23 protein-coding genes are annotated in these 25066 nt (G+C 58.1%); 10 read left to right on the top strand and 13 right to left on the bottom strand.

Features of this window, described 5'->3' with window-relative positions; translation table 11 throughout:
- The first annotated feature begins 398 nt into the window (after positions 1-398).
- From RAE09_RS08590 to RAE09_RS08575, 4 genes are read left to right on the top strand one after another with little or no spacing between them, the layout of a single operon-like run.
- A complete protein-coding gene (locus tag RAE09_RS08590; RefSeq protein ID WP_005323286.1) occupies positions 399-1235 on the top strand; it encodes a DUF368 domain-containing protein in 837 nt (278 codons plus the stop codon).
- Positions 1235-2122, top strand: a complete 888-nt coding sequence (locus tag RAE09_RS08585; RefSeq protein WP_005323287.1) for an ABC transporter substrate-binding protein — start codon at positions 1235-1237, stop codon at positions 2120-2122. The genes RAE09_RS08590 and RAE09_RS08585 overlap by 1 nt, the downstream gene beginning before the upstream one ends.
- Complete coding sequence (locus tag RAE09_RS08580; protein ID WP_005323288.1) at positions 2115-3068, top strand: amino acid ABC transporter permease; 954 nt, start codon at positions 2115-2117, stop codon at positions 3066-3068. Before RAE09_RS08585 ends, RAE09_RS08580 begins: the two co-directional genes overlap by 8 nt.
- Positions 3068-3832, top strand: a complete 765-nt coding sequence (locus RAE09_RS08575) for an amino acid ABC transporter ATP-binding protein (protein ID WP_005323289.1) — start codon at positions 3068-3070, stop codon at positions 3830-3832. Before RAE09_RS08580 ends, RAE09_RS08575 begins: the two co-directional genes overlap by 1 nt.
- Before the next feature lie 83 nt (positions 3833-3915).
- On the opposite strand, the gene RAE09_RS08570 is transcribed toward RAE09_RS08575, so the two are convergent.
- Genes RAE09_RS08570 through RAE09_RS08535 form a run of 8 tightly spaced genes read right to left on the bottom strand, consistent with a single transcriptional unit; the run spans position 3916 to position 11137 of the window.
- Positions 3916-4659: a TSUP family transporter gene (locus tag RAE09_RS08570; protein ID WP_200435231.1), complete on the bottom strand. Its 744-nt coding sequence runs from the start codon at positions 4657-4659 to the stop codon at positions 3916-3918.
- Positions 4656-5129 (bottom strand): pantetheine-phosphate adenylyltransferase, encoded by a 474-nt coding sequence (gene coaD, locus RAE09_RS08565; protein ID WP_005323291.1) that lies wholly within the window; start codon positions 5127-5129, stop codon positions 4656-4658. The genes RAE09_RS08570 and coaD overlap by 4 nt, the downstream gene beginning before the upstream one ends.
- Before the next feature lie 26 nt (positions 5130-5155).
- On the bottom strand, positions 5156-5737 hold the full coding sequence (rsmD, locus tag RAE09_RS08560; RefSeq protein ID WP_005323292.1) for a 16S rRNA (guanine(966)-N(2))-methyltransferase RsmD: 582 nt from the start codon (positions 5735-5737) through the stop codon (positions 5156-5158).
- Positions 5738-5950: a biotin/lipoyl-containing protein gene (locus RAE09_RS08555; protein WP_005327804.1), complete on the bottom strand. Its 213-nt coding sequence runs from the start codon at positions 5948-5950 to the stop codon at positions 5738-5740. It lies immediately after the preceding gene.
- 19 nt (positions 5951-5969) lie between these two features.
- Positions 5970-8102, bottom strand: coding sequence for an ATP-dependent DNA helicase RecG (locus RAE09_RS08550; protein WP_316981474.1), 2133 nt, complete (start codon positions 8100-8102; stop codon positions 5970-5972).
- 2 nt (positions 8103-8104) lie between these two features.
- On the bottom strand, positions 8105-9448 hold the full coding sequence (locus RAE09_RS08545) for a DAK2 domain-containing protein (protein ID WP_316981473.1): 1344 nt from the start codon (positions 9446-9448) through the stop codon (positions 8105-8107).
- Positions 9449-9458: 10 nt separating this feature from the next.
- The gene (locus RAE09_RS08540; protein WP_250409210.1) at positions 9459-10097 is read right to left on the bottom strand and encodes a uracil-DNA glycosylase; all 639 of its coding nucleotides are present in this window, start codon (positions 10095-10097) and stop codon (positions 9459-9461) included.
- 2 nt (positions 10098-10099) lie between these two features.
- Entirely contained in the window at positions 10100-11137 is a 1038-nt protein-coding gene (locus RAE09_RS08535; protein ID WP_084771629.1) for a thiamine-phosphate kinase, read from the bottom strand.
- Here RAE09_RS08535 and RAE09_RS08530 point away from each other — a divergent pair.
- Positions 11085-11984, top strand: a complete 900-nt coding sequence (locus tag RAE09_RS08530; RefSeq protein ID WP_034668164.1) for a DUF3515 domain-containing protein — start codon at positions 11085-11087, stop codon at positions 11982-11984. The genes RAE09_RS08535 and RAE09_RS08530 overlap by 53 nt on opposite strands.
- 13 nt (positions 11985-11997) lie before the next feature.
- On the opposite strand, the gene RAE09_RS08525 is transcribed toward RAE09_RS08530, so the two are convergent.
- Positions 11998-13059 carry a D-alanine--D-alanine ligase family protein gene (locus RAE09_RS08525; RefSeq protein ID WP_150850527.1) on the bottom strand — a complete coding sequence of 354 codons (1062 nt, stop codon included), beginning with the start codon at positions 13057-13059 and terminating at the stop codon, positions 11998-12000.
- 22 nt (positions 13060-13081) lie between these two features.
- Positions 13082-14080 (bottom strand): NAD(P)H-dependent glycerol-3-phosphate dehydrogenase, encoded by a 999-nt coding sequence (locus RAE09_RS08520; protein WP_316981472.1) that lies wholly within the window; start codon positions 14078-14080, stop codon positions 13082-13084.
- 161 nt (positions 14081-14241) lie between these two features.
- On the opposite strand from RAE09_RS08520, the gene RAE09_RS08515 reads away from it, so the two are divergent.
- Positions 14242-15240, top strand: a complete 999-nt coding sequence (locus RAE09_RS08515) for an NUDIX hydrolase (protein WP_005323301.1) — start codon at positions 14242-14244, stop codon at positions 15238-15240.
- Between the two features lie 104 nt (positions 15241-15344).
- Here the strand turns inward: RAE09_RS08515 and RAE09_RS08510 are convergent, their stop codons facing one another.
- The 3 genes from RAE09_RS08510 to leuC form a co-directional block, all read right to left on the bottom strand.
- A complete protein-coding gene (locus tag RAE09_RS08510; protein ID WP_316981471.1) occupies positions 15345-16256 on the bottom strand; it encodes a hypothetical protein in 912 nt (303 codons plus the stop codon).
- A gap of 199 nt (positions 16257-16455) precedes the next feature.
- A complete protein-coding gene (gene leuD / locus RAE09_RS08505; protein WP_316981470.1) occupies positions 16456-17046 on the bottom strand; it encodes a 3-isopropylmalate dehydratase small subunit in 591 nt (196 codons plus the stop codon).
- 21 nt (positions 17047-17067) lie between these two features.
- Positions 17068-18489, bottom strand: a complete 1422-nt coding sequence (leuC, locus tag RAE09_RS08500; protein WP_316981469.1) for a 3-isopropylmalate dehydratase large subunit — start codon at positions 18487-18489, stop codon at positions 17068-17070.
- A gap of 52 nt (positions 18490-18541) precedes the next feature.
- Here leuC and RAE09_RS08495 point away from each other — a divergent pair, with 52 nt between their 5' ends.
- The 4 genes from RAE09_RS08495 to RAE09_RS08480 all read left to right on the top strand — a co-directional run bounded on the left by RAE09_RS08495 (position 18542) and on the right by RAE09_RS08480 (position 24780).
- Positions 18542-19225 carry an IclR family transcriptional regulator gene (locus RAE09_RS08495; protein WP_316981468.1) on the top strand — a complete coding sequence of 228 codons (684 nt, stop codon included), beginning with the start codon at positions 18542-18544 and terminating at the stop codon, positions 19223-19225.
- Between the two features lie 183 nt (positions 19226-19408).
- Positions 19409-19702, top strand: coding sequence for a hypothetical protein (locus RAE09_RS08490; RefSeq protein WP_083798063.1), 294 nt, complete (start codon positions 19409-19411; stop codon positions 19700-19702).
- A 215-nt stretch (positions 19703-19917) separates the two neighbouring features.
- Complete coding sequence (locus RAE09_RS08485; protein ID WP_034668160.1) at positions 19918-22569, top strand: YhgE/Pip domain-containing protein; 2652 nt, start codon at positions 19918-19920, stop codon at positions 22567-22569.
- 3 nt (positions 22570-22572) lie between these two features.
- The gene (locus tag RAE09_RS08480; protein ID WP_316981467.1) at positions 22573-24780 is read left to right on the top strand and encodes a YhgE/Pip domain-containing protein; all 2208 of its coding nucleotides are present in this window, start codon (positions 22573-22575) and stop codon (positions 24778-24780) included.
- The last annotated feature ends 286 nt before the right edge of the window (positions 24781-25066 follow it).

Below are 25066 nucleotides of genomic sequence, written 5' to 3'. Positions count from 1 at the left end.
TGCTTGCTCAGGGGAGATGGCGGGAATACGCAAGGGATTCTAGGACGTGAAGCTTTCCGTTAGTTGGCGCTCACGTAAACGGGAGGCTGAATAATGGGAAACTTATGGTTTCCTCTGAATGGACTATCCCACTGTGGCCAAGTCCGTATATCCTGCCCCGAACTGCATAGTTGCATTGGGGTGTATTAAACTGACAGAATATTCGTGAATACCGTTTTACCTCTACGGTTAGGGAAAAGTTCCTCCCTTCCCGCGGTAGGTAGCTAACCATCCTTTAATGAAAGATATGCATTACGCTTCACAGCGGTTCGCCTAGCCTCCCACTTCGGCACCTTTCTGCCGCCTTACTAGGCCAGTCGCCCTCCGCACCAGCCCCCTCCCAGGTAGATTTTTATTTTATGCAGTACATTTTGAACGCTATCCGCGGCGCCCTCATCGGCATGGCCGAGCTCGTACCGGGCATCTCCGGTGGCACCGTGGCGCTCATCGTGGGCATTTATGAACGCGCAGTCCACAACGCCAACGATCTCATCTCCGGCCGCTTCAAGAAGGTCGAATGGAGCTTCCTCATCTCCGTAGCTATCGGCATGTTCATCGCCGTCTTCGGGATGTCCACCGTGCTTTCTAACTTCGTGGAAAATCACGTATCGGCTTCCGGAGCGCTCTTTTTGGGCATGGTTGCTGTGTCCATTTTTGTACCGCTATCCATGCTTTCTAAGCAGGAACGGCTACGCCCCTCCTCCATCATCGCGTTCGTCGTTGCCACGATCGCAATCTTCTTCATCACCGGCTTCACCTCCGAACCGCACGAGAACCCCAGCCTCATCGTGGTCTTCTTCGCCGCCGCCATCGCGGTATGCGCACTCATCCTGCCTGGCATCTCCGGCTCGCTCATCCTGCTGACCATGGGCCTCTACCAGCCCATCATTGGTGCCGTTTCAGATCGTGACCTAGGCACTATCGCCGTCTTCGCGCTGGGTGCCCTGTGTGGCCTTGCGGCGTTTATCAAGGTGTTGAACTTCCTGCTGGATCACCACCGCGCCCCCACGCTGATGGCCATGGCAGGTTTCATGCTCGGTTCTCTGCGCGCCCTGTGGCCCTGGGGAGCTGACCAAGATGCCTCTAGCGGCATCATCATCGCCCTGTTCGTCCTCGGTGCACTCATCGTCTCCGCGTTCATCTTCGTAGATATGAAGAAAGCCCGCGCTATAGATGAAAGGACGGCGCAAAACTAATGCCAAGCACGTTTTCTCGCCGCGCAACTATCGCCGCGGTCCTCGTCCCCACGCTGAGCCTAGGCGCCTGCGTCACCAACGAGGAAGATTCCACTCCGGACGGCTGGGAAGAACCCCATTCCGCAATGGTGCCGGAAATTGCCGCCATGTATGACGACAACGATGGCGTCCTCACTGCCGGAACTAACCCACCCTATGCCCCATTTCAGCTTAAGGATTCCCACGGGGCGCTCCAGGGCGTTGAACTCGATCTTGCGCACGCCGTTGCCGGCGTCTTGGGACTCGATTTCCAGCCCGTGGAACAGGACTTCTCCATGATCCTGCCCGCCGTGCAATCGGGCCAGATTGATATGGGCGCATCCGGATTCACGGATAACCCCGAGCGCCGCAATGAATTCGACTTTGTAGATCACCTCTACGCCGGCATCCAGTGGGCCGAACGAGTAGACGGACCTAAAAAGGTTGACCCGGATAATCCTTGCGGCTTGACCGTTGCGGTGCAGCGCACCACGGTATCTGAAACCGACGATGTGCGGCCCAAGAAGGATGCGTGCAACGGCGATCTCACAGTCTTGTCTTATGACACCGGTGACAACGCCGCGCTGGCGGTACTTATGGGACGCGCAGATGCCCTGTCCGCAGACTCCCCAGTAACGGCGTGGGCGGTCAATCGCTCCGAAGGAAAGATGCGGCAGGTAGGCGATATGTTCCAAGCATCGCCCTATGGTTTTGCCGTTCCCAAGGATTCCGATCTGGGCAAGGCCTCTGCCGCGGCACTGCAGCACCTCATCGAAACCGGTGAGTATGCAGAAATTTTGTCCCGTTGGGGCATCGAGGATGGCTTAATAGACCAGGCAATGATTAATGAAAGGCCGATCAATGGTTAATGAAAATGCGGCGACGCCAGCTACGGCAGAGCCTAAGGAAAAGCCCGCCAAGATCGAGGCGCGACCTCTACGCCACCCGTGGCGCTGGGTATTCGCCGGCCTGCTTATCGTGCTCGCCGTGTGGTTTATCATCGCCTCCGCCCGCAACGAGGCTTTTGGCTGGGACACCTACTTCCAGTATCTCTTTGATAAGCGCATTGCACTTGCCTCCCTGCACACCATCGCCATCACCATTTTGTCAATGATCATCGGCGTTGTGGGTGGTGCCATCCTTGCGGTTATGCGCATGTCCCCCAACCCGGTGCTGCGCAGCGTGTCCTGGATATTCCTCTGGGTCTTCCGCGGCACGCCGATCTATGTGCAGCTGGTGTTCTGGGGCCTGCTCTCCGCCATCTACCAATCCATCAACTTGGGCTTTACCGAGGTGTCTTTGCAGACGATCCTCACCAACGCCTTCTTCCTTGCCGTGATGGGTCTGGGGCTTAATGAAGCTGCCTATATGGCCGAAATCGTGCGCTCCGGCATCACCTCCGTTCCTGAGGGCCAGAAGGAAGCTTCCAAGGCACTGGGCATGTCCTGGTGGATGACCATGCGTCGCACCGTCCTGCCGCAGGCCATGCGCATTATCATTCCGCCCACAGGCAATGAGTTCATTTCCTTGCTCAAGACCTCTTCCCTCGTGGTGGCCATTCCTTATACCGAGGAGATCTTCGGCCGTTCCACGGATATTTCCGCCGCCCTCTTCCAGCCCATCCCGCTGCTGCTGGTCGCAGCATCCTGGTACCTCGTGGTTACTTCCCTGCTGATGGTGGGTCAGTACTTCCTGGAGCGCCGCTTTGAGCGCGGTGCCACCCGCGAACTCACCGGCCGCCAACTTGCTGCGCTGGCAGACGCTGAAGGAACCATCCCCCGCAACGTATCCGTGATTTCGGAGGCTAAAAACTAATGGCTACTCCCATGATTTCCGCCCAGAACGTCCATAAGTCCTTCGGACAGCTCGAGGTCCTCAAAGGCATCGACCTTGAGGTCCAGCCCGGCGAAGTGGCCTGCCTGTTAGGCCCCTCGGGCTCCGGCAAGTCCACCTTCCTGCGCTGCGTCAATCACCTTGATAAGGCGACGGCGGGCCGCCTCTACGTCGACGGCGAGCTGATTGGCTACCGCGAAAAGAACGGCACCCTTTATGAGATCAGCGAGAAGGAAGCCGCAGAACAGCGCTCCGATATCGGAATGGTCTTTCAGTCTTTCAACCTCTTCCCCCACCGCACGGTGATTGAAAACATCATCGAGGCACCGGTGCAGGTGAAAAAGATTCCGGAAGAGACCGCCCGCGCCCGCGCTATGGAGCTGTTGGAGGACGTTGGCTTGGCGTCCAAGGCCAATAACTACCCGGTACAGCTCTCTGGCGGCCAGCAACAACGCGTGGCCATTGCTCGTGCGGTGGCCATGGATCCTAAGCTTATGCTTTTCGACGAACCTACGTCCGCCCTCGACCCCGAGCTCGTCGGCGAAGTGCTGCGCGTTATGAAGGACCTCGCAGCCGAAGGCATGACCATGCTCGTAGTCACCCACGAGATGGGGTTTGCGCGCGAGGTGGCCGATAAGGTCTTCTTCATGGACGGCGGCGTGGTCATCGAGTCTGGCAGCCCAGCTGAGGTTTTGGATAACCCGCAACAACCACGCACCAAGGACTTTTTGGCTTCGTTGCTATAACCCCACTACACTCCACAGATTGCCTTCAGCCCGCCGCCCTCTTCCGCGAAGAGGACCGGCGGGCTTTGCCGTGGCTGACTCGTCTACGAAAGCGTCAAAATGCCCCGAATCAGTGCGCTGGCCGCGCCCAACCCGGCAACGCTCAGTGAGAGCACGCGGGCCTTTTCTCGTGGAACACGCTGGGAAATGCGGGTGCCGGCCCAAATTCCGACGAACATACCTAATACACCGGCGGGCCACATCACCCAAGGCAAGCCATCAAAGTGGGCCGCACCTGTGAGCGTCTTGGTCATCACGGAAAAGAATCCGCCTACGACAAAAATCGGCTGCAGCGTAGCTGCGTAGACATTTTGGGGCCACTTTGCCGCCTGGGCGTAGACGGTAATAACAGGGCCGGCCACGCCCGCCAAGGTATTGGTAAAGCCGCCGAGAATACCGGCGGAGATGGCAGGGCCTTTGCCCTCCATCGGCGGGACAAACTTCTTTCCAAATGTCACTACGGCCAATGCGGCCAGAAGCGCAGCGCCCACCACGATCATCAGCCCTGCCGTGTCCATGCGCCTAATGAGCAACGCCGCGGCCAAGGAACCAATCACCATAACTGGAGCTATAAGTCCGAACTTCTTCCAGCTCACATTTTCACGCACGGAATAGGTGGTCAGAATCGCATTTATGCAGGCCAGAACGTTGATCACCAGGATGCCTTCGACCGGCCCCATAATGAGCATGAGGATGGGGCCGCCGATGAGGCCGAGCCCCATTCCGGATACCCGTTGCAGTGTCGAACCAACGACAACGACGAGGAAAATAACCAGTGCGAGGCTCACTGCCGGTATTTCTCCTTTACCGCACGGCCGACAGACTCTGGGAACATTCCGGTTACGTCGCCGCCAAACTTGGCTACCTGCTTACACAGCGAGGAACTAATATAGCCGTACTTCTCGTCCGTGAGTAGGAAGACAGTATCGATTCCCGAAAGGCGCCGATTCATCTGCGCCATAGGCAGCTCATATTCATAATCGAGAGAGCTACGCAGTCCCTTCACTAGGACGTCTGCCCCATGCTCCGTGGTGTAGTCCACCAACAGCCCGGAGCAATAATCCACCTTGATGGATGAATCCACGCTTTGGCGGATAAGTTCCATGCGCTCCTCCACGCTAAAGAGCCCAGAAGGCTTGTCAGGGTTACCGGTTACCAACACGGTGACCTCATCAAACATCTGGTTAGCGCGATTGATGATATCGACGTGACCTAAGGTGACGGGGTCGAAGGATCCAGGGCAGACGGCCTTAGTCATGCTACTTTCGCTTTCTTTTCAGGGGATTAGTCTTCGGCGTCCTCGCTGCCGGGGCGAGTATAGACCGCCATATCCATGCGGGCGATGCCAAAGGTGCGCTTCTTAAGCTTTTGGCCGGTGGGCTCAAAACCAGCAGGCCACACCATATCCGCGGAATCGACGTGGCGCTCAATTACTACCATTGCGCGATCAGTAAGCACCGGTTCGATGGCAGCAATGAGTGCATCCACCTCATCAAAAGCATAGGGCGGGTCCGCAAGCACCAGATCGAAGTGTTTGCGCGGGGCACTAGCCAGGTAGGTGCCTACCTTCATCTCTTGCACGCGCACGCCGGGATGCTTGACGACGCCCATGTTGTGCCGGATGATTTTCACCGCATCGGCCGAAGATTCCACCAGTACTGCTTCATCTGCTCCACGGCTCGCCGCCTCTAGGCCCAGGGCACCAGAGCCAGCAAAAAGATCGAGCACCGAAGATCCAGCAAAGCCCCACCGTGCAGTGAGAGATGAAAACAGCCCTTCGCGGGCGCGGTCTGCGGTAGGCCGGGTTCCTTCTGCAGGCACTTTAATGGTGCGTCCGCGAGCTTCGCCGGCAATAATGCGCGTCATTTATGCTTCTCCAATCTCCATCAAAAGGTCTCCGCCCACCACATCACTAAAGTCAGAGACCACAATACGGTGGACCTTTCCTGGTCCCGGGCTTTCTACGGGAGCCTCGAGCTTCGTGGCTTCAACGGTCGCAAGCGGTACTCCGGTATCAACAGTGTCTCCCACATTCACATGGCAACGGACGATGCCCGCGAAAGGGGCGTAAATTTTCATGCTTCTAGGTTAACCCGTCTTAGTTCTTCTCCAAGTATTCCTGTTCGCTTTCGCTCAAATTGCGCGTGAGTTCCTCAGCCAGCTCGGGATTGCGCATCACCATGGCGCGCGCATCCGTGTGGGTGCGCTCCACAATGTCTTGGTCATCCGCCAAGTTCAGTAGCCGCAGTGTGCGGTGAGTTCCGGACTGCATGGTGCCCAAGATGTCGCCCTCTTGCCGCTGGCGCAAATCAAGCTCGGCCAGTTCAAAACCCGAGGACGTTTGGGCGATCTGAGTGATACGACGGAAGGACGGAGTGTTATCGGCTGCCGTCGTGTGCAAAAGGCAGACGGAGGCATTGCCGCCTCGTCCCACACGCCCACGCAACTGGTGCAACTGGGAAACGCCGAAATGCTCGGACTCGCGAATGAGCATCACCGTGGCATTGGGAACATCCACGCCCACCTCAATGACCGTGGTAGAGACCAGGATATCGATCTCTCCCCTGGCAAATGACGTCATTACCTCGTCTTTATTGGGCATCTTCCCATGCAAAATGGCGACCCGCAGTCCCTTGAAGGGACCGTTTTCTAACTGCTGTGCAAGCTCTAGCACCCCGCCTTTGCCTTCAATGCGCGGGCAAACGATATAGGCCTGATGGCCGTGGGCAACCTCCTCGCGTATCCGCTCGAGTGCGCGCAGCACCCAGGTCGGCCGCCACTCGGCCACCACTGCTGACTGAATAGGTTTGCGACCACCGGGCAGCTCGGTCAGCGTTGATACGGCGAGGTCACCAAAGACGGTCATCGCAATGGTGCGCGGAATCGGTGTTGCTGTCATCACCAGCACGTGGGGGCTGAGGCCTTCACGTGCCTTTAACCGCAGGCTATCGCGCTGCTCTACACCAAACCGGTGTTGCTCATCTACGACGACCAATCCCAGGTTAAAGAACTCCACGCTGTCTTGGATAATCGCATGGGTTCCAATGACGATGTCCGCGTCACCGGAGACAATATCCAATAATGCCTGCCGCTTGTCCGCCGTACGCATGGAGCCGGTCAGGAGTACCACCTTGACCCCTTCGGGAACCGAGGTTCCGATGGAGGCAGCGTGTTGGGAGGCGAGTACTTCCGTCGGCGCCAACAGCGCGGCCTGCGTTCCTGCGTCAACAGCCTGCAGCATAGCGCAGGTAGCCACCATGGTTTTGCCAGAGCCAACCTCACCTTGCAGCAAGCGCATCATGGGCAGCGGACGAGCCAGATCGTCTTCAATCTCGCTGATGACGCGCCGCTGCCCTTCAGTCAGATCAAAGGGCAGATGGCTCAGCAGTTCCTCGCGATAGCCGCCTAAGGTAGCCGGCATGGTAGAAGCGGTCCGGGCTTCGGCATCTCGCTGGCGCAATGCCATCACCAGGCCAATGGACAGAGCCTCGTTGTACTTCAGCCTTTGAATCGCACGGTACGGGCCCGCCTCCCCCGGCTCATGGATTTCCCGCACTGCCTTATCGAGGCTGATGATCATCTGATAATCCAGCGGTTCCTCAATCGGCGGGGTCTTAGATAAGACGTAGTGGATGGCACCCATGATGTACCACGAAGTCACCTTGGACGTAGCCGGGTACACCGGTATCCATTCGCGTTCCAAGAGGAGCTGGTCGAGCCTGCCAAACTGCGACAGGTTCCGCAGCGAGCCGGTGGCCTTTGGGCGGTGCTTCTTGCCGGATTCGGCCGCTGGCTGGCGGTAATCATCCAGTTCGCCATCGGGGCGGCCAAACGCATCGATCTCTACAAAGTCCGGCTGCTGCAACTGCGGCTGATTGCGAAAGAACTTAAGCTTGCCGCTCATCATGACGCGCTGTCCGCGGTGCAACATCCGCATCACGTAATTGGCATTGAAGAAAGTCGCAACGATGCTGCCATCGAGCTGCACATTGATGATGGTGGTCTTGCCCGAGTCATGGCGGGTGAATCCGGTAATGGTTCCGGTAACCGTGACGATATCGCCCTCCGCAGCGTCTCCTAGTCCGACGTCCTTGTTGTGGCGGATATAGTCTCGCGGATAGTGAGCTAAGAGCTCACCGCAGGTCTCATACCCCAGCGCTTTGGTAATCTTCGCGGCATCTTTCGCCGCAAGCACCTCCGTCAAAGGGCGATTGTCCTGCCAGCCGAGCATTGCTATTCCACTCCGATTTCGGTTGCGATATCCGGTACTTTCAGTGCCATAACGTCCACGCGAAGCTGTTGAGCTAGGTCCTCCTGGTCTAGATCAAGGGCGCTTAAGACTGTGACCTGCTCACCGCCTTCTGCTAAGAGATCGCGGCAAGTGGCAATGATTGATTGCGGGGTTTCCTGGCTCGGGTAAGCCACTCGCATGGACTTGGCAGCATCACGCATGGCGGCAACGACGGCACCGGTATCTGGGTTATCCGGCTCATAGACAGAAATCGCCGCCAGAGCTGCAGCCAGAGATTGCGCGGGCACTACTCGCCCAGCAACGGTCTGCGAACTCACGCCGGTAGCAAGAACGATGTCCTCGTCTTTAGCCGCAATGGGATCATCCGGTGACACGACGCTAACCCCCGCAGATGCCAGAAGATCGCTGATGGGCCCGGCTGGTGCGGCAGCAAATACTTGGCGAGCAATAGGCTCTTCGGAGGCAGGTTCGGCGTGAGGGGGCAACGCTTCAAGGTGCAGGTTGGTTACTTCTCCGGTATCAAAGGCGGTTTCAATGACCTTGCCTGCCTGGCGGGAGTGGATATGTACATTAGCGCTGTCCTCGGTGGCCCGAGCGATGACGAGGCTGTCTCCCAACGGTTCAATTGCTACCTGCAGCGTGTCTATATCTCCCTCGAAGAAAAAGACCACTTCCAGTTCAGTATCCGGCTCCGGTTCGGGCAGGCCAGTGTGCGCGGTCGAGCCTTCAATTTCTGCGAGGAGAGACTCTAAAAGGATAACGAGGCCGGCGCCGCCAGCATCCACCACTCCTGCCTCGCGCAGGGCTGGCAATTGCGAAGGAGTGCGCTCGAGGGCCTTTTCCGCGGCAGCGATCGCGGCGCTCACAATACTGTGCAAGGTTGCGCCTGACTGCGCTTCAGCGTCGTCGGCGGCCTCGGCGGCTGCCTTCAGAACCGTGATAACTGTGCCTTCCACCGGCTCGGCGATGGCTCGGTCCACCAGCTCCACGGCCTGCTGCAGGGAGCGGGCAAAGACGTCGCCGTCGATAACTGAGTCCACAGTTGACTCGGCAACGCCGCGCAGAACCTGCGACAACACCATTCCCGAGTTTCCGCGGGCACCACGCACCGCCCCGAACGCGAGTGAATCGGCGACATCGCCACCGTTGTCGAGCTCCGCTACCGCTGCCTCCATAGTGTGCGCCATATTCGAGCCCGTATCGGAATCCGGTACGGGAAAGACATTGAGCGCGTTGATCTCATCGCGGCGATGGGCTAATTCCCCCACGGCGCGGGTGGCCCAATTGCGCATTCCGTGGGAATCCAGCGTGCTGGGGTAGGACATGCGCAATAGTTTACAAGCGCCAGTCTATTTCCTGTGCGCCTTGGTCCCGCAAAAGGGCGTTTGCCCGGGAAAAGGGCTTCGAGCCAAAGAAACCGCGGCTGGCAGAAAGCGGTGAGGGGTGTGGGGACTTGATACAGGGGACGTCGGGAAGAAAGCGCTCACACGCCTGCGCATCCCGGCCCCAGAGAATCGCGACCATGGGGCTGCGGTTGAGCGCGCGAATGGCAGCCTCGGTGATCTCTTCCCAACCGATGCGGCGGTGCGAACCGGCTTGGCCTGGGGCTACGGTAAGCACCCTATTAAGCAGCAGCACTCCCTGGTCCGCCCAGGCGCTCAGGTCCCCGTCTTCCCGGCCGTCGATACCCAGATCATCGTGCAGCTCGCGGTAAATATTGACCAAGGAACGCGGCGGGTTCACACCCGGGCGAGTGGAGAAGGCCATGCCCATGGCGTGTCCTGGGGTGGGATAAGGGTCTTGGCCCACAATGAGCACGCGGACCTCATCCAGCGGCATCTGTAACGCGCGGCAGACGTCCTCAGCCGGGGGCAAATAGTCCTGCCCCTCAAGAGCATGGGAGATCTGTGGCCATTGCTTTTCAACTACCGGCGCCAGTACCGGCTCCCAGGAAGGGTGGTAAGTGGGGTGCATGGTTAAAAGCTCAGCCAGCCTTTCTGATAGCTCGGTGTCGTGCCTCCCAGCGTAACCCCGCAGCCGCGGGTTACGGTGCCAATCTTTCGGAATCCGGAGGGGGCGTCCTTTGCCGTCGTGCCGATGAGGGTGTGGTCTTCGCCGCCGCTGAGTACCCATTCCCACGGGTCGCAGTCGAGTAAATCCGCGGCTTGGCACAGCAATTCTTCCGGTTGCAAGGCCTGCGGATCCAAGTCCATGTGCACGCAGGAATGCTCGGCCATCGTAGTGCAGTCTTGAATCAGCCCGTCTGAGTTATCGGTCATCGCGGTGACCCCCGCGGCACGGGCAATGACGCCGCGGCCGGGGTTGAGCCAGGGGGCACAGTGGGCGTCGATAAGCGGCTGCAGGTGCTCATGACCTGCAGGCAGGTTCCGGCCGAAGCGCTCCAACAAGGCCAAGCCGGCGGCCGAGTGGCCGATCTTGCCGTGCGCTACCACCTGCTGACCTGCCCGCGCCCCGTCCAAAGTCAAGGCGGGAAGGCTGCCGCCCAGGAAGCCTACGGCCGTGATATTGATGACCAAGAGATCAGACTTCGTGAGGTCGCCGCCTACCAACTCGGCGTTATAGAAGGAGCTATGTTCCGCAATTCCCTCGGCAATGCCACGTACGAAGGGCACCGGGGTATCGCCTGGCGCGGCGATTGCAAGCAGGGCAGCAACCGGACGGGCACCCATAGCTTCCACATCGGCAAAATTGCGCAAGATGGCCTTCTTGCCAATCTCGCGCGGGGTAGACCACTCGCGCAGGAAATGACGTCCCTCCACCATCAAATCAGTGGCCGCCACGGTGCGGGAATTCGGCGGCGCGCTGGGCAGTACCGCGGCATCGTCTCCATTGAGCCTACTGGAGGCCACGGAGGTAATTTCCCGGATGGCGGCGCGTTCTCCCACATCTGCGAGAGTCTGAGTTAAGTTCACCAGCTTCCTTTCGATACTATGAGCCCTTATGACATCCCAATTTAACCGCACCGCGATCTTCATTTCACTTGGGTTGTCCATAGTGATGGTTCTGGCGGTCCTTTTCGGCGCAAAATACGTATTCAATAACGTCGCCAAAGCACCAGTGGCGGTCTCCCCCGTGGAGTCTAAGGAGGCAGACTCGCAAGCCTGCCGCAGCTTTATCGACGCCCTTCCGGATCAGGTCATGGATAGGCCACGTGCCGATATTGCCGAGCCCGTGCCTTCGGGCGTCGCGGCCTGGGCCACTACCTCAGAGGATAAGGTCACCGTGCGCTGTGGCGTAGATATGCCTTTCCAGTACACCGAGTACTCCCAGACCCAGGACGTAGAAGGCGAACAGTGGTTCCAGGTGCGCGATGCCACCCCCGGCTCCAACCTCACCACTTGGTATGCGCCGCAGCGCTTCCCCGTTGTCGCGGTCACTGCCTCCACTGACGCAGAGCCGGGCGAGCTGAACGACGCCCTCTCTTCCCTCGAAGAAAAGCCTGCCACTGCCCACGAGGCGCCACTTAAGGCTCTCAAGGCGGGGAATGACCAGATGTGCGCAGAAGTAGACAAGGCCCTGCCCGATTCGGTGGCTGAGGGATACAGCCGCCGCGAGGTTGAGGATAAGAATACCTATGTATGGAGTGCCGAAGGCCGCGAAGACATCGTTGCGCGATGCGGCGTAGCCAAGCCGGAGAACTATCGCGCCGGAGTCAAGCTCCAACAGGTCAACGATATTCCGTGGTTCGAGGACACCACCTTGGCCCATGGCACGACCGCGGGCACGTGGTTTGCCCTCGGCCGCGAGGACTACCTTGCGCTACACGCCCCACAAGATGCCGCGCAGGCGGCCCTGGTGGAAATTGGCGATGTGCTCGCAGAGCACACGGCCGAAAAATAAGCAGCGCTTGGGCCTACTTGGCTAGGGCCTGCTCGATAAGCGCCTCGAGCAGCGCCGGGTACTCAACGCCCGAGGCCGCGAGCACCTGCGGGTACATGGAGATCGGGGTAAAGCCCGGCAGGGTATTGATCTCGTTGATGTACACAGATTCCTCGGTGACGAAGAAGTCGACCCTAGACAAGCCCTCACAGTTGAGGGCCTCGAAGGCGCGGATTGCCATGTCGCGTAGCTTTTCGGTCAGCTCGGGTGCGAACGGCGCAGGGATTTCGGCGGTGACCACATTGTCGAGGTACTTGGTGTCGAAGCCATAAAAGCCCTCGTCGGAATCATCGATACCGGCGAGCAGCGCCGGGACGGAGGCCAGCAAGGTGCCATCGGCATAGTGCAGTACGCCGATTTCTACCTCTTTGCCTACGATTTCCGGCTCCACCAGGATCTTTTCGTCGTCTTCCAGTGCCAGGTCAACAGCTGCGGGGAATTCCTCCCAGGTGGTGACCTTGGATACGCCAATGGAGGATCCACCGCGAGCAGGCTTGACAAAGACGGGCAGGCCTAGCTGCTGCTTTTCGTCCTCGCTTAGCTCGGTGCGGCCTTTGAGGATGACCTCGGGCGCTACTGGCAGGTCTGCCGCCGCCAGCACCTTCTTGGTAAATTCCTTATCCATGCCCACCGAGGACGCCAAGACCCCTGGGCCTACATAGGGCAGGCCGGAAAGCTCAAAGAGTCCTTGGACTGTACCGTCCTCACCAAAGGGGCCGTGCAGAATGGGAAATACCACGTCGACCTCTGCAAAGAGCGTGCCGTCGGTGACGTTATGGAATTGGCCCTTCGCATTGGGATCAAGGGAAAGGGTCAGCTCCGCACCAGGGCTGACCTCCGGCATAACACCATCGACAATTTCTAAGCCCTCAGTGGTGCCGGGCGTCCACGTGCCCTCACGGGTGATACCGATGGGCACCACCTCGAACTTCTCTGGGTCGAGGTGGTTCATGATCGCGCCAGCGGATACGCAGGATACGGAATGCTCGGTGCTACGGCCGCCATAGATAACGGCCACGCGGGTCTTTTCAGTCATGCCCGCAGATTTTACCCTCGACCTACTCCGACTTCTTGGACCGACCCATCAAAGCGATGATCATATCTTCTACCGCCACACCCTCGTAGCACACGCCATAAACGGCGTGCGTGATAGGCATCTCTACCCCGGCCTGCTGGGCGAGGCGATAGATGGAGTCACAGGAGTAGACACCTTCGGCGACCTGTCCATTGGTCGCGGCCTTGGCCTCTTCAATCGTGCCGCCTTGGCCCAGGCGGTAGCCAAAGGTGCGGTTGCGCGACAATGTCGAGGTGCACGTTGCCACCAAGTCGCCCATGCCTGCCAGGCCGGAAAAGGTAAATGGATCCGCCCCCAGCTCCACGCCCAGGCGGGTAATCTCCGCCAGACCGCGGGTGATGATGGTGGCCATGGTGTTATTGCCCAGCCCCTTGCCGGAGGCGATACCACAGGCCAAGGCGATGACATTCTTGCAGGCGCCACCGATTTCCGCGCCGATGACATCGGTATTGGTGTAGGGCCGCAGGTACGGCGCGGCGACCGCAGCCTGCACGCGCTGAGCGCGGTCTTCATCGGAGCAGGCAATCACCGTGGCGGCCACTTGGCCGGCAGCGATCTCCTTGGCCAAGTTCGGGCCAGACAGTACCGCCACGCGGTCTGCTGGCACGCCCGCCGCATCCATAATGACCTCACTCATGCGCTTGAGCGTGGCAGTCTCTACGCCTTTAGAAATAGACACCAGGGTCGCGTCCTCTGGCAGGTGCGGCGCCCACTTTTCCACGTTGGCGCGCAAGGTTTGGGAGGGAACGCCGAACACGACGACGTCGGCAAGCGCCAGCGCTTCGACATCATCATGGGTGGCCCGCACCACGGCCGGCAGGCGGGTATCCGGCAAATAGTCCGGATTGGTGTGGGTCTCGTTGATGGCCTGCGCCAATTCCGCGCGGCGCGCCCACAGGCGAACGTCATTTCCGGCGTCCGCAAAGACCTTGGCCAAGGTAGTGCCCCAAGAACCAGCACCCATCACGGCAACATTAACCATGGTGTCTCCTCCAAACGTGCAAATCTATAACCCCAACCTTAAAGCATGCCCGTCCCCCGTGGGGCAAGGATGCACAACGCGCCTAACCCGTGGGACAATGGGCCCTTAGACGTTGTTCTTATAAACCCAATTACTGTGGAAAGGCCCCGTGGAGGCAGACGATGCCCAATATTAAAAAGATGCACGAAACCGACAAGGATCAGCAGCACGAGGAGTTTATTTCCGGCCGCCACCAGGAAATCCCGGTGGACCCCGCCAAGGAATTCCACCGCACTACCCTTGCCGCCGGCGCCGTAATCTGGCGCGGCTCCCCGCAGGACCCAGAAATCGCGCTCATCCACCGCCCCCATTACGATGATTGGTCCCTGCCCAAGGGCAAGGTCGATCCCGGCGAATCCCTGCCCACTACCGCGGCCCGGGAAATCCTGGAGGAGACCGGCTTTAGCGTGCGTCTAGGCAAGCTCATCGGCAAGGTAACGTACCCAGTCCAGGGCCGCACTAAGGTGGTCTACTACTGGGTGGCCAAGTACCTGGGCGGAACTTATTCCGCCAATAGTGAAACCGATGAGCTACGGTGGCTGCCCATCGATGAAGCGCAAGACCTCCTGTCCTACGACGTTGATACCGCGGTAGTGGCCAAGGCGGCTAAGCGCCTACGCATCGCGCCCGCTACCCGCGTGCTTTATGTGCGCCACGCACGCGCGCATGAAAGCGGTAGCTGGCAAGGCGATGACAACCTGCGGCCACTGGATAAAAAGGGCCGCCGCCAAGCAGAGATGCTGGTGCCGATGCTCAGTGCCTTCCAGCCCACCGCCATTTACTCTGCCCTGCCCCAGCGCTGCCAGCAGACGGCTGCCCCGCTTGCCGACGAACTGGGCAAGGACATTTCCATCAACAAAAACTTTGGCGATGAGGCCTGGGAGAACGACCCAGAAGCAGCCAAGAAAGCTTTCCGCCGGGTGGTCAACGAAGGCGGCGTTCCCGTCATCGTAAGCCAGGGCGCCACCATTCCTGGCATCATCGAGGACCTCGCCCCAAAGTTCCTGAAAAAGCCGGTGGACAAGCTGAAGTTTAAGAAGGCTTCTGTGTGGGTCTTGTCTTTCAACAATGGCGAGCTCACCGGTGCCGATTACCTGGCTAGCCCACTGCCGGTGCGCTAGTTTTCTGGTTCCTCGCCGACCAACAATTAAGGCCCTGCCTTCCATCTCATGCGGTGGACGAGCAGGGCCTTATTTGCGCAACTATCGTGCGGCTGCGGGGTTTTCTAACCGCGCAAGCCGAGCGTGCGACGGACGAAGAGGACCAAAATGAGGGTGTTCAGTGCTGGGTACACAAACATGCCGACTAGGGTAAAGCTCAACACTGCGTACAGGACGGCACTCAGGACGACTACCAAGATGGTCACTCCGACATTCTTCTTCGCTACCTCGATGGAAGCCCCAAAGGTCTCGCCAACGGATAGCTCAGGACGTACGGCCTTAACAGCCGGCATCCAAGTAAAGAAGAAGGCGGCGAAGAGTCCCGGAATAATCAGGAGAATGAAGCCCAGGGAAATAACCAGCCACGAAAGCACATTCACCGCCATGAGACCGGCGACATTTTTAAAGCTCAGAAAGTCCTTTATCTCCAGCGTCCCGGTATCCACCTGTTTATTAGCAGCCTTGTACCAAGTGCTAACTGACCAAATAACCACGAGGAACATGGCGATAAAGGCTAAGAACATTACTGCAATGAGCCCACCGGTAAGCGCGGCATCGGAACCCGAGCCGCTATTGGCTAGAGCATCAATGGATGCACCGCTGCCTGCTAGGACGGCGAACATCAGCAAATAGAGGATCAAGACAACTACCATCTGCACCAGCGGACCGAAAATCCACTCCGCCCAATTGCGGCCGAAGTAGCGGAAGCTATCCGCGACGACCTGAATAGCATCTACGTCTCGGCCAAACAGGGAATCGTCTCCCGGATACGGGCTCCCGGCGTATCCGGGCTGGCCGTACTGCTGTTGTCCATACTGTTGCTGGCCAAACTGCTGTTGCCCAAAGTGCTGTTGGCCGTAGCCAGACTGGCCATTCGCCTCATTTCCATGAGATGCAGACTCATGGCCGGCTCCGGGATACTCTGCCCCGTTGTTTCCTGAATTGAAGGAATCATTATTCGAATAGGGATTGCTCATAAGTCTAAAGCTAGGGTGATACTTCGTTGCGGGAAACTGGAGCAAACAATTGTTACCTATACGTTACCGAGTTGTACCCCCATTTACCCCAAGGCAGAAGTTTAAAGTTCACGTGTGAGCGCACGGCGCCCCTACGGCCCCTTCGCGTAGCAGGACTGTAGGGGCACTGCTGGCCCGCCGATCGCCATCGATTCTTCTGCTATTGGGCGTGAACAGCGGGCTTGAAGCTGGGGCGACGCGATTCGTACGCAGCGATTGCATCCTCGTTGCGGAGCGTAACGCCGATGTCATCCAGCCCTTCCATCAACCTCCAACGGGTGTAGTCATCAATATCGAAGCGGTAGGTATTTTCACCCACCGTGACCGTTCGAGCCTCCAGGTCCACGGTGACCTGGGTTTCTCCTGCTTCCAGCTGTTTCCAGATGAGCTCAATATCTTCTTGCTCCATCAATCCAGTAAGCAGTCCGGACTTTCCGGCGTTGCCGCGGAAAATATCAGCAAAGCGGGAAGAAAATACCGCGCGGAAACCGTATTCACTCAACGCCCACACTGCGTGCTCACGGGAGGATCCGGTGCCAAAATCACTGCCCGCGAAAAGCACCGAGCCGTCCTTGAATTGCGCCTGGTTGAGTACAAAGTTGTCATCGGAGCGCCAATTTGAAAATAGGCCATCTGAAAAGCCGGTACGCTTGACCGACTTCAAGTAGCGCGCGGGGATGATCTGGTCAGTATCCACGTTGGAAGCGCGCAGGGGCACGCCCGTTCCCGTATGCGTAATAAATTTCTCCATTGTCAATGCCTTTCTAAGCGCTTAATCCAGATCTGCCGGGCTAGACAGGTAACCGGTCACGGCAGTCGCGGCAGCCACCTGCGGGGAGACAAGGTGCGTGCGCCCGCCAGGGCCTTGCCGCCCCTCGAAGTTGCGGTTGGAGGTGGAGGCGGATCGCTCGCCCGGAGCCAATTGATCTGGGTTCATACCCAAGCACATCGAGCAGCCGGCGGTACGCCACTCCGCGCCGAACTGTCGGAAGACTTCGTCGAGGCCCTCCTCCTCCGCTTGGGCCTTGACCACGGCGGAGGACGGCACGACCATCATCCGCGTATTGGCAGCGATGGTGCGCCCCTTGACCACGTCGGCCGCAGCGCGCAGGTCTTCGATGCGGGCATTGGTACAGGAACCGACGAAGACGGTATCGATCTTGATATCGCGCAGCGGAGTACCCGGCTGCAGGTCCATATACTGCAAAGCCTTTTCCACAGTGGCCTTTTCATTATCGTCACCACAATCTTCCGGATCTGGGACCTTCTCCCCTAACGGAAGGCCCTGTCCAGGATTGGTTCCCCACGTAACAAATGGGGTCAGCGAGGAGCCATCAATTTCCACGACAGTATCGAATTCTGCCCCTTCGTCCGTGGGAAGTGTCTTCCAATACTCAACTGCAGCATCCCAGTCTGCTCCTGTGGGAGCGAACTCGCGGCCCTTGACATACTCGAAGGTCGTCTCATCGGGAGCAACCATGCCGGCTCGGGCTCCTGCCTCAATAGACATATTGCACATCGTCATGCGCGCTTCCATGGACATCTTGCGGATGGCCTCACCGCGATATTCAATAATGTGGCCCTGCCCGCCACCGGTACCGATTTTCGCGATAATGGCCAAGATGAGGTCCTTGGCAGATACCCCTTCTTGCAGCTCGCCAGTCACCTCAATAGCCATGGTTTTGAATGGCTTTAAAGAAAGCGTCTGCGTAGCCATGACGTGTTCTACCTCAGAGGTGCCAATACCCATGGCGATAGAACCAAAGGCGCCGTGCGTGGAGGTATGCGAGTCGCCACACACGATTGTCATACCCGGCTGGGTGATTCCCAGCTGCGGGCCAACTGTGTGCACAATGCCCTGCTGGGCATCACCCATAGAGTGCAAGCGCACTCCAAATTCCTCGCAATTCTTGCGCAGGGTCGATACCTGGGTGCGTGAAACCTCATCCTTGATTTCCAAGAGGTTGCCAGACTTGATGCCTTGCGTGGGAACGTTATGGTCCTCGGTGGCCAAGTGCAGCTCAGGGTGACGCAACGTGCGGCCGGTCAGCCGCAAGCCATCAAATGCCTGCGGACTGGTAACTTCATGTAGTAGCTGAAAGTCGATAAAGATAAGGTCTGGCGCCCCAGCATCGCCGTGCTGGACGACGTGATCGCGCCACACTTTTTCTGCCAATGTCAGCTTCTGGTTCATAAACATCTCTCCACACTTGAAATCTCATAAGTTGGGACGTAGATTTCATTGTATGGGAGAGTATAGCGCAGTTTCCGGAATTAAAGTGTTGGATCGAGCAATGGCCATAATGATGGCCGCCGCCAACCACCCCTCCACCCTCAATGAATTATGCGAAACCACGGGGCTACCTCGGGCGACAGCACACCGATTGGCCACCGCACTCGAAGCACACCGCATCCTCGTTCGCACCCCCGATGGAAAGTGGAAGGCCGGCCCAGCCCTTCCCGGCAACCGCGATCACCTCCTCGAGGCAGCCGGGCCAATTATGGAGAAACTGCGCGAACATACCGGAGAATCCATTCAGCTCTACGAGCTCACCGGAAATACCCGCACCTGCATTGCCACCAGGGAGCCGGAATCCGGCCTCCACAACGTCGTGCCAGTCGGGCGCCAGCTACCGCTTAGCTCCGGCTCTGCCGCACGCATCATTGCCGCATATGTAGACATCAATACCGAAGACGCCTCGTTTACCCAAGAAGACATTGAGGCGGCCCGAAACCAAGGCTATTCCGAGTCTATTGAGGAACGCGAAGCCGGCTTAGCCTCCATTTCCGCGCCGGTTTTCGATGGTTCCGGAACTTTCCTCGCAGTACTGTCAATCTCCGGATCGGTCGAGCGCTTCCAACCTTCCCCGGCCCAGAAATACGCCGACATTCTCATTTCCGCCGCACGCGAATTGAGCAATCTCCTCTAAGGCCCTCCCCAGCTTTACGACGCCCGCCTCCACCTAGCCCCAAGGAGGCGGGTCCTTTTATTTCCCAAACCAGAAAATTAGAGAAACGCGCCCACACCTATTGAAACTCAAATGAAAATACGGTTTAATGAAAACGCACTGAAAACAACGGGGAACGTCCCCTACCAGAGAGGATCAGGCATCATGACCCACAACACCCACGAAGACCATACCCACACCCATGGCGCCGATTGCGGCCACGTTTCCTTCCCGCACGGTGACCACACCGACTATCTCCACGAGGGCCACATTCACCGTGAGCATGATGGCCACTGGGATGAGTGCGAGACCACCGAGCACGTTGAAGCCGAGGCGCACGCCGACCACACCCATGGTGAAGGCTGCGGCCACGTAGCGATCCCGCACGGCGACCACGTGGACTACCTGCATGACGGTCACCGCCACGCCGCCCACGGCGATCACTACGACGAGCACTAAGCGCCTATCGGGGCCCAGCCCCACGTGCTTGCCGCCTAGGTCCCTTGAACTGAGGACCCAGGCGGCTTTTTCTATGCCCACCCTACTGCTGAAATCGTCCCCGAAATTCACACCAGAAACATATCTGCAAGCTCGACGGGACGCGCTCTCTCATTTCTGTTAAAACTGACAGTCAGGCTATTAGTTCTTTCCGGTTGGGTGTTACGATTTTTCGAGTGATTACTAGTTGGAAGATTTTTCTTCAAGATTTTGTCCGCTTGTGGCGGACCCCGCAGGTCTGGGTGATCCTCATTGGTTTGATGATCACCCCAGCCCTGTATTCCTGGGTAAACATCTCCGGTTTCTGGGACCCATACGGAAACACAGAACACCTCAAGGTCGCCGTAGTTAATGAGGACAAAGGCGCATCCTCGGAAATGACTGGCCACTTAGACGTCGGCGGGCAGATGATTGACAAGCTGCATGACAATGACGAGCTGGGCTGGCAGTTCATGGACAGGCAGGAAGCCGAAGACGCCGTTAAGAAGGGTGACGTCTTCGCCTCGGTGATTGTCCCCGAAGACTTTTCGGCAGATTTCGTGAGCCTTTTTAAAGGTACCTATTCTCAGCCCACGCTGGAATATCACGTCAATGAGAAGCTCAACGCCATTGCACCGAAGATTACTGATACTGGCGCTTCGACACTAGACACCACCATCAGCTCGACCTTCAATGAGCAGGTAGCGGATTCGGTGGCTACGGAGCTAAAGAACTCCGGTGGCGATTTGAGCCAGAAGATTAACAGTACCGCAAGCAAGACCGCGGATTCTTTTTCAGAGACCGCAGATACGGTAGCTAACTCCCGCAGCCAACTTGCTGACGTGCATTCCACCATCGAGGATGCGCGCCCAACTATCGCGCAAGCCCGCAAGTCTTTGGGCACGGTGCAAAAGACCATCGACGATGCCCAGACCGCCTTGGATGAGCTGAACGCTATAACCGCAGAGGTCCAGCGGGAAGTCACTTCTTTCTCGGACGATGCCACCGCCGCCTATGTAGAAGGCACGACCGCCATGGCGGACGGCACCGCCTCCGCCAATGCCACCGTAGGCTCGGTCTCCGGCAAGCTGCGCGGCGCACTCAACCGCGTAGGTGCCGCATCTGCGGGCGCGTCAGGAATCGTCGGTGAAGCTGACCGGGCAATCGATCAGCTCGATAAGCTTGCGTCTTCACCAGCCCTGCCCCCACAGGTTTCCCAACAGATTAAGGATCAGGTAGGAGACCTCCGCAAACGCAATGATCAAAATAAGGCCGTTCTCGGTGACTTAGATACTCTCAACGGCGATACGAACGACACCATCGATTCGCTCAATAAGACCACGGGCATGCTGGAAGAGATGGCTGCCCAAACGCGCGATGATTCCCACGCGCTGCGCGATAATGTAGCCGAAGGCCTACCCAAGCTCAACGCTGCGCTTTCCGACGTCACTGCTACCACCGGCAAGCTTTCCGCCTCGCTCGAAAGCCAGCAGGCACTGGTCGGGCAAACCGATGGGCTCTTGGGGGGCGTCGACGAGCAGCTAAGCCAGGCCCAGCAAGTAGTTGAGCGTTTTTCTGTGGACCTCGACGGCATTGAGGAGGGGCTTCGTGCCTCCCGCAGCGACGTGATTGCGCTGAGCAATACTGCCAATAACAATTCCATCCTGCAGTCTGTCAAGGGCCTTAACACCGATGAGGTGTCTTCCTTCCTTGCCTCCCCTGCGGAGATGGAAAGCCACGCCGTATTCCCTGTAAAGCACTATGGTTCCGGCATGTCCTCGCTCTTTATCAACCTCACGCTGTGGATCGGCGCGTTCATGCTGCTCATCATCTTCCGTGCTGAGGTAGACCCGCAGGGCCGCAAGGACCTCACCATTACCAAGGCTTACCTTGCCCGCTTCCTTTTGCTTTCCTTCTTTGCCATTGCCCAGGCACTCATCGTGTCCATCGGCAACCTGGCCATTGGTGTTGAACATGCCAATGCATTGGCCTACGTCGCTACCGCGGTTATCGTGGGCCTGTGCTACCTGAGCATTACCTATAGCTTGGTTTCTACGTTTGGACACGTAGGCCGCGGCATCGCGGTGGTCTTCGCCTTCATCCAGATTCCGGGCGCATCCGGCCTCTACCCCATTGAGATGACGCCGGACTTCTTCCGCGCGGTGCATCCATTCCTGCCCTTTACCTACGGCATCGATGCCATGCGCGAGACCGTCGGTGGTTTCTACGGCAACCACTATGCGCGCGACCTTGCCGCGCTCATCGGCATGGCCGCGATCGCTTACCTCATCGGTACTGTGATGCGCCGCGGCCTGTCCAACGTCAACATGCTGGTCAATGACGAACTGCATAAGGGCGGTCTCGTTATCAATGAGCAGGTCCACCTGGTCGGCAGCCGGTACCGCTTTACCGACCTCCTCTATGCCTTGAATGACCGCGAGGCGTACCAACAAAGCTTGGAGGATAAGTGGAGCATGGCCCGCAGGAATTACTCCCAGCTGATGAAAATTACCGTCGCGGTAGGCCTAGCGTTAGTCGTCGCTTTGGGCATCTACTCACGCATTAACCCTGAAGAAAAGGCCATCATCTTCGGCCTGGCCTGCCTGGTGACGCTCATTGCGGTGGGCGTTATCTGCTCCCTTGAGTACATCAAGCAGAGCATCGCGCACGATAGCCGCCTGGCGGATCTCAGTGATGAGGAAATCCAGGAGCACCTCGAGCACCGACAGGAACACCCAAACCGCTACCTCCTAGAGGACTTAGACGAGGAATCCACATTTTCTAATGCCAGCGAGACCAAGGAAATGCCCGCCGTTGATGGCGATGACTCCGGAAAGCGAGGCGAGTAAGTCATGAAAAACATCCTGACCATTCTCCGCGATGACCTCCACGCCATTCGCACCAATGTAATCACCGCGGTCATCATCTTTGGCCTTGCCATCATCCCGTTGCTTTTCACCTCCTTCAACGTGTTGGCCAGCTGGGATCCCTTTGCTAATACCGACCAACTCAAGATCGCTGTGGCCAGCGAGGATGAAGGCCACGAAAGCGACCTCGCCTCCCTGAAACTGAATTTGGGCGATAAGGTGCTCTCACAGCTCAGCCGCAATCAAGATATAGATTGGGTCATTACTGATAGCGCCGATGCCGTCGAAGGAACGAAGTCTGGCGAATACTATGCCGGCATTGTTCTGCCCAAGGACTTCAGCGCGGATTTGCTCACGTTTTATGTAGAAGGAACCGAGCCAAGCAAGCTCAACCTCTATACCAATGAGAAGAAGAATGCGCTGTCTACCATCATCACGCAAAAGAGTGCGGACGGCGTCATCCAGAAAATCAACGAGTCCTTCACCCGCGTGGTATCCAATGTCGGCCTTGGCGTCGTCTCGGATTTTGATAAATACCTTAATGAGGACGATACCCAGACTGCACTCAATAACCTGCACAACCGCGTCAATAACGTCAGCACTCGCCTCGATGCTGCGGCTGGCACCGTAGGTGCACTAAGCAATCTGGTCGACTCCACCCTGCCGCTTACGCAGGCTGCGGACAATATCCTCGCCGAGGCTGGCCGCCAGGCTACGGAGACCGACAATGACCAAGGCGAAAACCCCATCGACGTTCTGCGCTCTACCCTCAATGACTCGGCTGGCTCGCTCGACGCTTCCTTGGCGGCTACAACGCAAAGCTACGACGCGCTCTCTGCCCAGGTTGATGAGTTGCTCGATAATGCAAGCACCACCAGCGCACAAACGGCGCAGACCTACCGCACCGCAGCTGAGCGTGTAGACGAGCAGACAAAGGCCTTTGAGGGAGTTCGCGCTTCCCTCAAGGACCAAGCCGATAAGGTAGCTCTACCAGCTCCAGTCGCGGGTGGATATAAGGCGATGATGGGTCAGATTGATGCCTCCATTGCGCAGAGCAACGCGCTGCATGATTCGCTGGTATCTACCGCCGATGACCTTGAGCAAGGTCGTGGCACGTCCCAAGACTCCCGACAGCGCACCAAGGGTGCCATCGCCAATGCCAAGCAGGCTGCTGAAAAGGCACGCAATTCCTATAACGAGAACCTCAAGCCGCAGCTAGACCAGCTCAACCAGAGCGTCTCGGTGGTCGCGGACGATATTGATGCTGTCAAGCAGGACATCGCAGGCATTCGCTCTTCGGTCTCCCAGAAGGAGGGGTCGCCACAGCAAAGCCTGGCGCGCGCCCGCGATACCACCGCCAGCCTTGCCAGCACCCTGCGGGAGCAAAGCGGCCGTTTTGCTGACATGGGCCGAAAAATCGACGAGGCGCGCCGTGGCGGCGATTTAGACAAGCTAGCGGATATCGTCGGCAACGATCCAGAACTGCTCGCCTCCCGCATCGCCGCTCCCGTGGCTGTAGACCGCCAACCGGTCTACCCTGTCGCTGCCTTTGGCGTGGGTATGACGCCGTTCTACCTCGCCTTGTCCCTATGGGTAGGCGCCCTTCTGGCATGCGTGCTGGTGCATACCAACGCCGAGCGTAAATACTTGCGCAAGGACGAGAACGGAAAGTACGACGAGAGCGAATTCACCCGTGGTCAAGCGTTCTTCGGCCGCTTTGCCACACTCGGCCTGGTCGGACTCGCGCAGGCCACCTTGGTGGTCCTCAGCCTCATCTTCTTTGTCCAGATCGAGCCCGCGCACCCATTCATGCTCATGTTCGCCGCATGGATAGTCTCGCTGGTGTTTATGTTGATCATCTATTCACTTGTCATCACACTCGATAGTGCCGGCAAGGCCTTAGCGGTGTTGTTGCTCGTGATACAAGTCTCTGGCTCCGGCGGCGCCTACCCGCTACCCTTGCTGCCTGAGTGGTTCCAGAACGTGAGCCCGTGGCTGCCAGCGACGTATGCCATTGATGCTTTCCGCAGCGCCATTGCGGGCATCTACCACGGCGATATATGGCGCGAGCTGGGCATGCTACTGCTATTTACCATCCCGGCACTCATCGTCGGCCTCATTCTCCGCCGCGCAATGGATGCCTACCACAAGCGCCTCAAGAAGGCGATTAAGAAGACGAAGGTCATGGCTTAGCCTCGCTTGGCGACGTCTCCCCTTCCGCACTTCCTACACCGCCCACCAAGCCCTTTTTCACGGCTTGGTGGGCTTCTTTCATGCTCGGCCCCACACTAGTGCCCGAAAGACCTAGAAGCGGCTGAGAAAGCCGCATATGTATCCGCTCAAAAAGGACTCGGATACTGAAGTGTCCCAGGTTTTGTTCCGTTTAAGTAGATGGGAAAATCTGGAATATGCCAAGAAAATTTGACCAGGATGCAAAGGACCGTGTGGTCCGTCTCGTGGAAGATCGCATCTTGGCAGA

Source organism: Corynebacterium tuberculostearicum, from assembly GCF_032821615.1.
Taxonomy (GTDB): domain Bacteria; phylum Actinomycetota; class Actinomycetes; order Mycobacteriales; family Mycobacteriaceae; genus Corynebacterium; species Corynebacterium tuberculostearicum_H.
Note: the sequence above shows the minus strand (reverse complement) of the source record. Positions and strands in the feature narration are given on the sequence as shown.

Excerpts from the sequence above, each read along its gene's own strand:
- rsmD (WP_005323292.1), bottom strand. The coding sequence starts at position 5,737 with ATGACGCGCATTATTGCCGGCGAAGCTCGCGGACGCACCATTAAAGTG.
- RAE09_RS08580 (WP_005323288.1), top strand. The coding sequence starts at position 2,115 with ATGGTTAATGAAAATGCGGCGACGCCAGCTACGGCAGAGCCTAAGGAA.
- RAE09_RS08540 (WP_250409210.1), bottom strand. The coding sequence starts at position 10,097 with ATGCACCCCACTTACCACCCTTCCTGGGAGCCGGTACTGGCGCCGGTA.
- leuD (WP_316981470.1), bottom strand. The coding sequence starts at position 17,046 with ATGGAGAAATTTATTACGCATACGGGAACGGGCGTGCCCCTGCGCGCT.
- RAE09_RS08585 (WP_005323287.1), top strand. The coding sequence starts at position 1,235 with ATGCCAAGCACGTTTTCTCGCCGCGCAACTATCGCCGCGGTCCTCGTC.
- RAE09_RS08520 (WP_316981472.1), bottom strand. The coding sequence starts at position 14,080 with ATGGTTAATGTTGCCGTGATGGGTGCTGGTTCTTGGGGCACTACCTTG.
- RAE09_RS08590 (WP_005323286.1), top strand. The coding sequence starts at position 399 with ATGCAGTACATTTTGAACGCTATCCGCGGCGCCCTCATCGGCATGGCC.
- RAE09_RS08525 (WP_150850527.1), bottom strand. The coding sequence starts at position 13,059 with ATGACTGAAAAGACCCGCGTGGCCGTTATCTATGGCGGCCGTAGCACC.
- RAE09_RS08550 (WP_316981474.1), bottom strand. The coding sequence starts at position 8,102 with ATGCTCGGCTGGCAGGACAATCGCCCTTTGACGGAGGTGCTTGCGGCG.
- RAE09_RS08575 (WP_005323289.1), top strand. The coding sequence starts at position 3,068 with ATGGCTACTCCCATGATTTCCGCCCAGAACGTCCATAAGTCCTTCGGA.
- RAE09_RS08490 (WP_083798063.1), top strand. The coding sequence starts at position 19,409 with ATGACCCACAACACCCACGAAGACCATACCCACACCCATGGCGCCGAT.
- leuC (WP_316981469.1), bottom strand. The coding sequence starts at position 18,489 with ATGAACCAGAAGCTGACATTGGCAGAAAAAGTGTGGCGCGATCACGTC.
- RAE09_RS08480 (WP_316981467.1), top strand. The coding sequence starts at position 22,573 with ATGAAAAACATCCTGACCATTCTCCGCGATGACCTCCACGCCATTCGC.
- RAE09_RS08510 (WP_316981471.1), bottom strand. The coding sequence starts at position 16,256 with ATGAGCAATCCCTATTCGAATAATGATTCCTTCAATTCAGGAAACAAC.
- RAE09_RS08535 (WP_084771629.1), bottom strand. The coding sequence starts at position 11,137 with ATGGACAACCCAAGTGAAATGAAGATCGCGGTGCGGTTAAATTGGGAT.
- RAE09_RS08530 (WP_034668164.1), top strand. The coding sequence starts at position 11,085 with ATGACATCCCAATTTAACCGCACCGCGATCTTCATTTCACTTGGGTTG.
- RAE09_RS08555 (WP_005327804.1), bottom strand. The coding sequence starts at position 5,950 with ATGAAAATTTACGCCCCTTTCGCGGGCATCGTCCGTTGCCATGTGAAT.
- coaD (WP_005323291.1), bottom strand. The coding sequence starts at position 5,129 with ATGACTAAGGCCGTCTGCCCTGGATCCTTCGACCCCGTCACCTTAGGT.
- RAE09_RS08515 (WP_005323301.1), top strand. The coding sequence starts at position 14,242 with ATGCCCAATATTAAAAAGATGCACGAAACCGACAAGGATCAGCAGCAC.
- RAE09_RS08545 (WP_316981473.1), bottom strand. The coding sequence starts at position 9,448 with ATGTCCTACCCCAGCACGCTGGATTCCCACGGAATGCGCAATTGGGCC.
- RAE09_RS08495 (WP_316981468.1), top strand. The coding sequence starts at position 18,542 with ATGGGAGAGTATAGCGCAGTTTCCGGAATTAAAGTGTTGGATCGAGCA.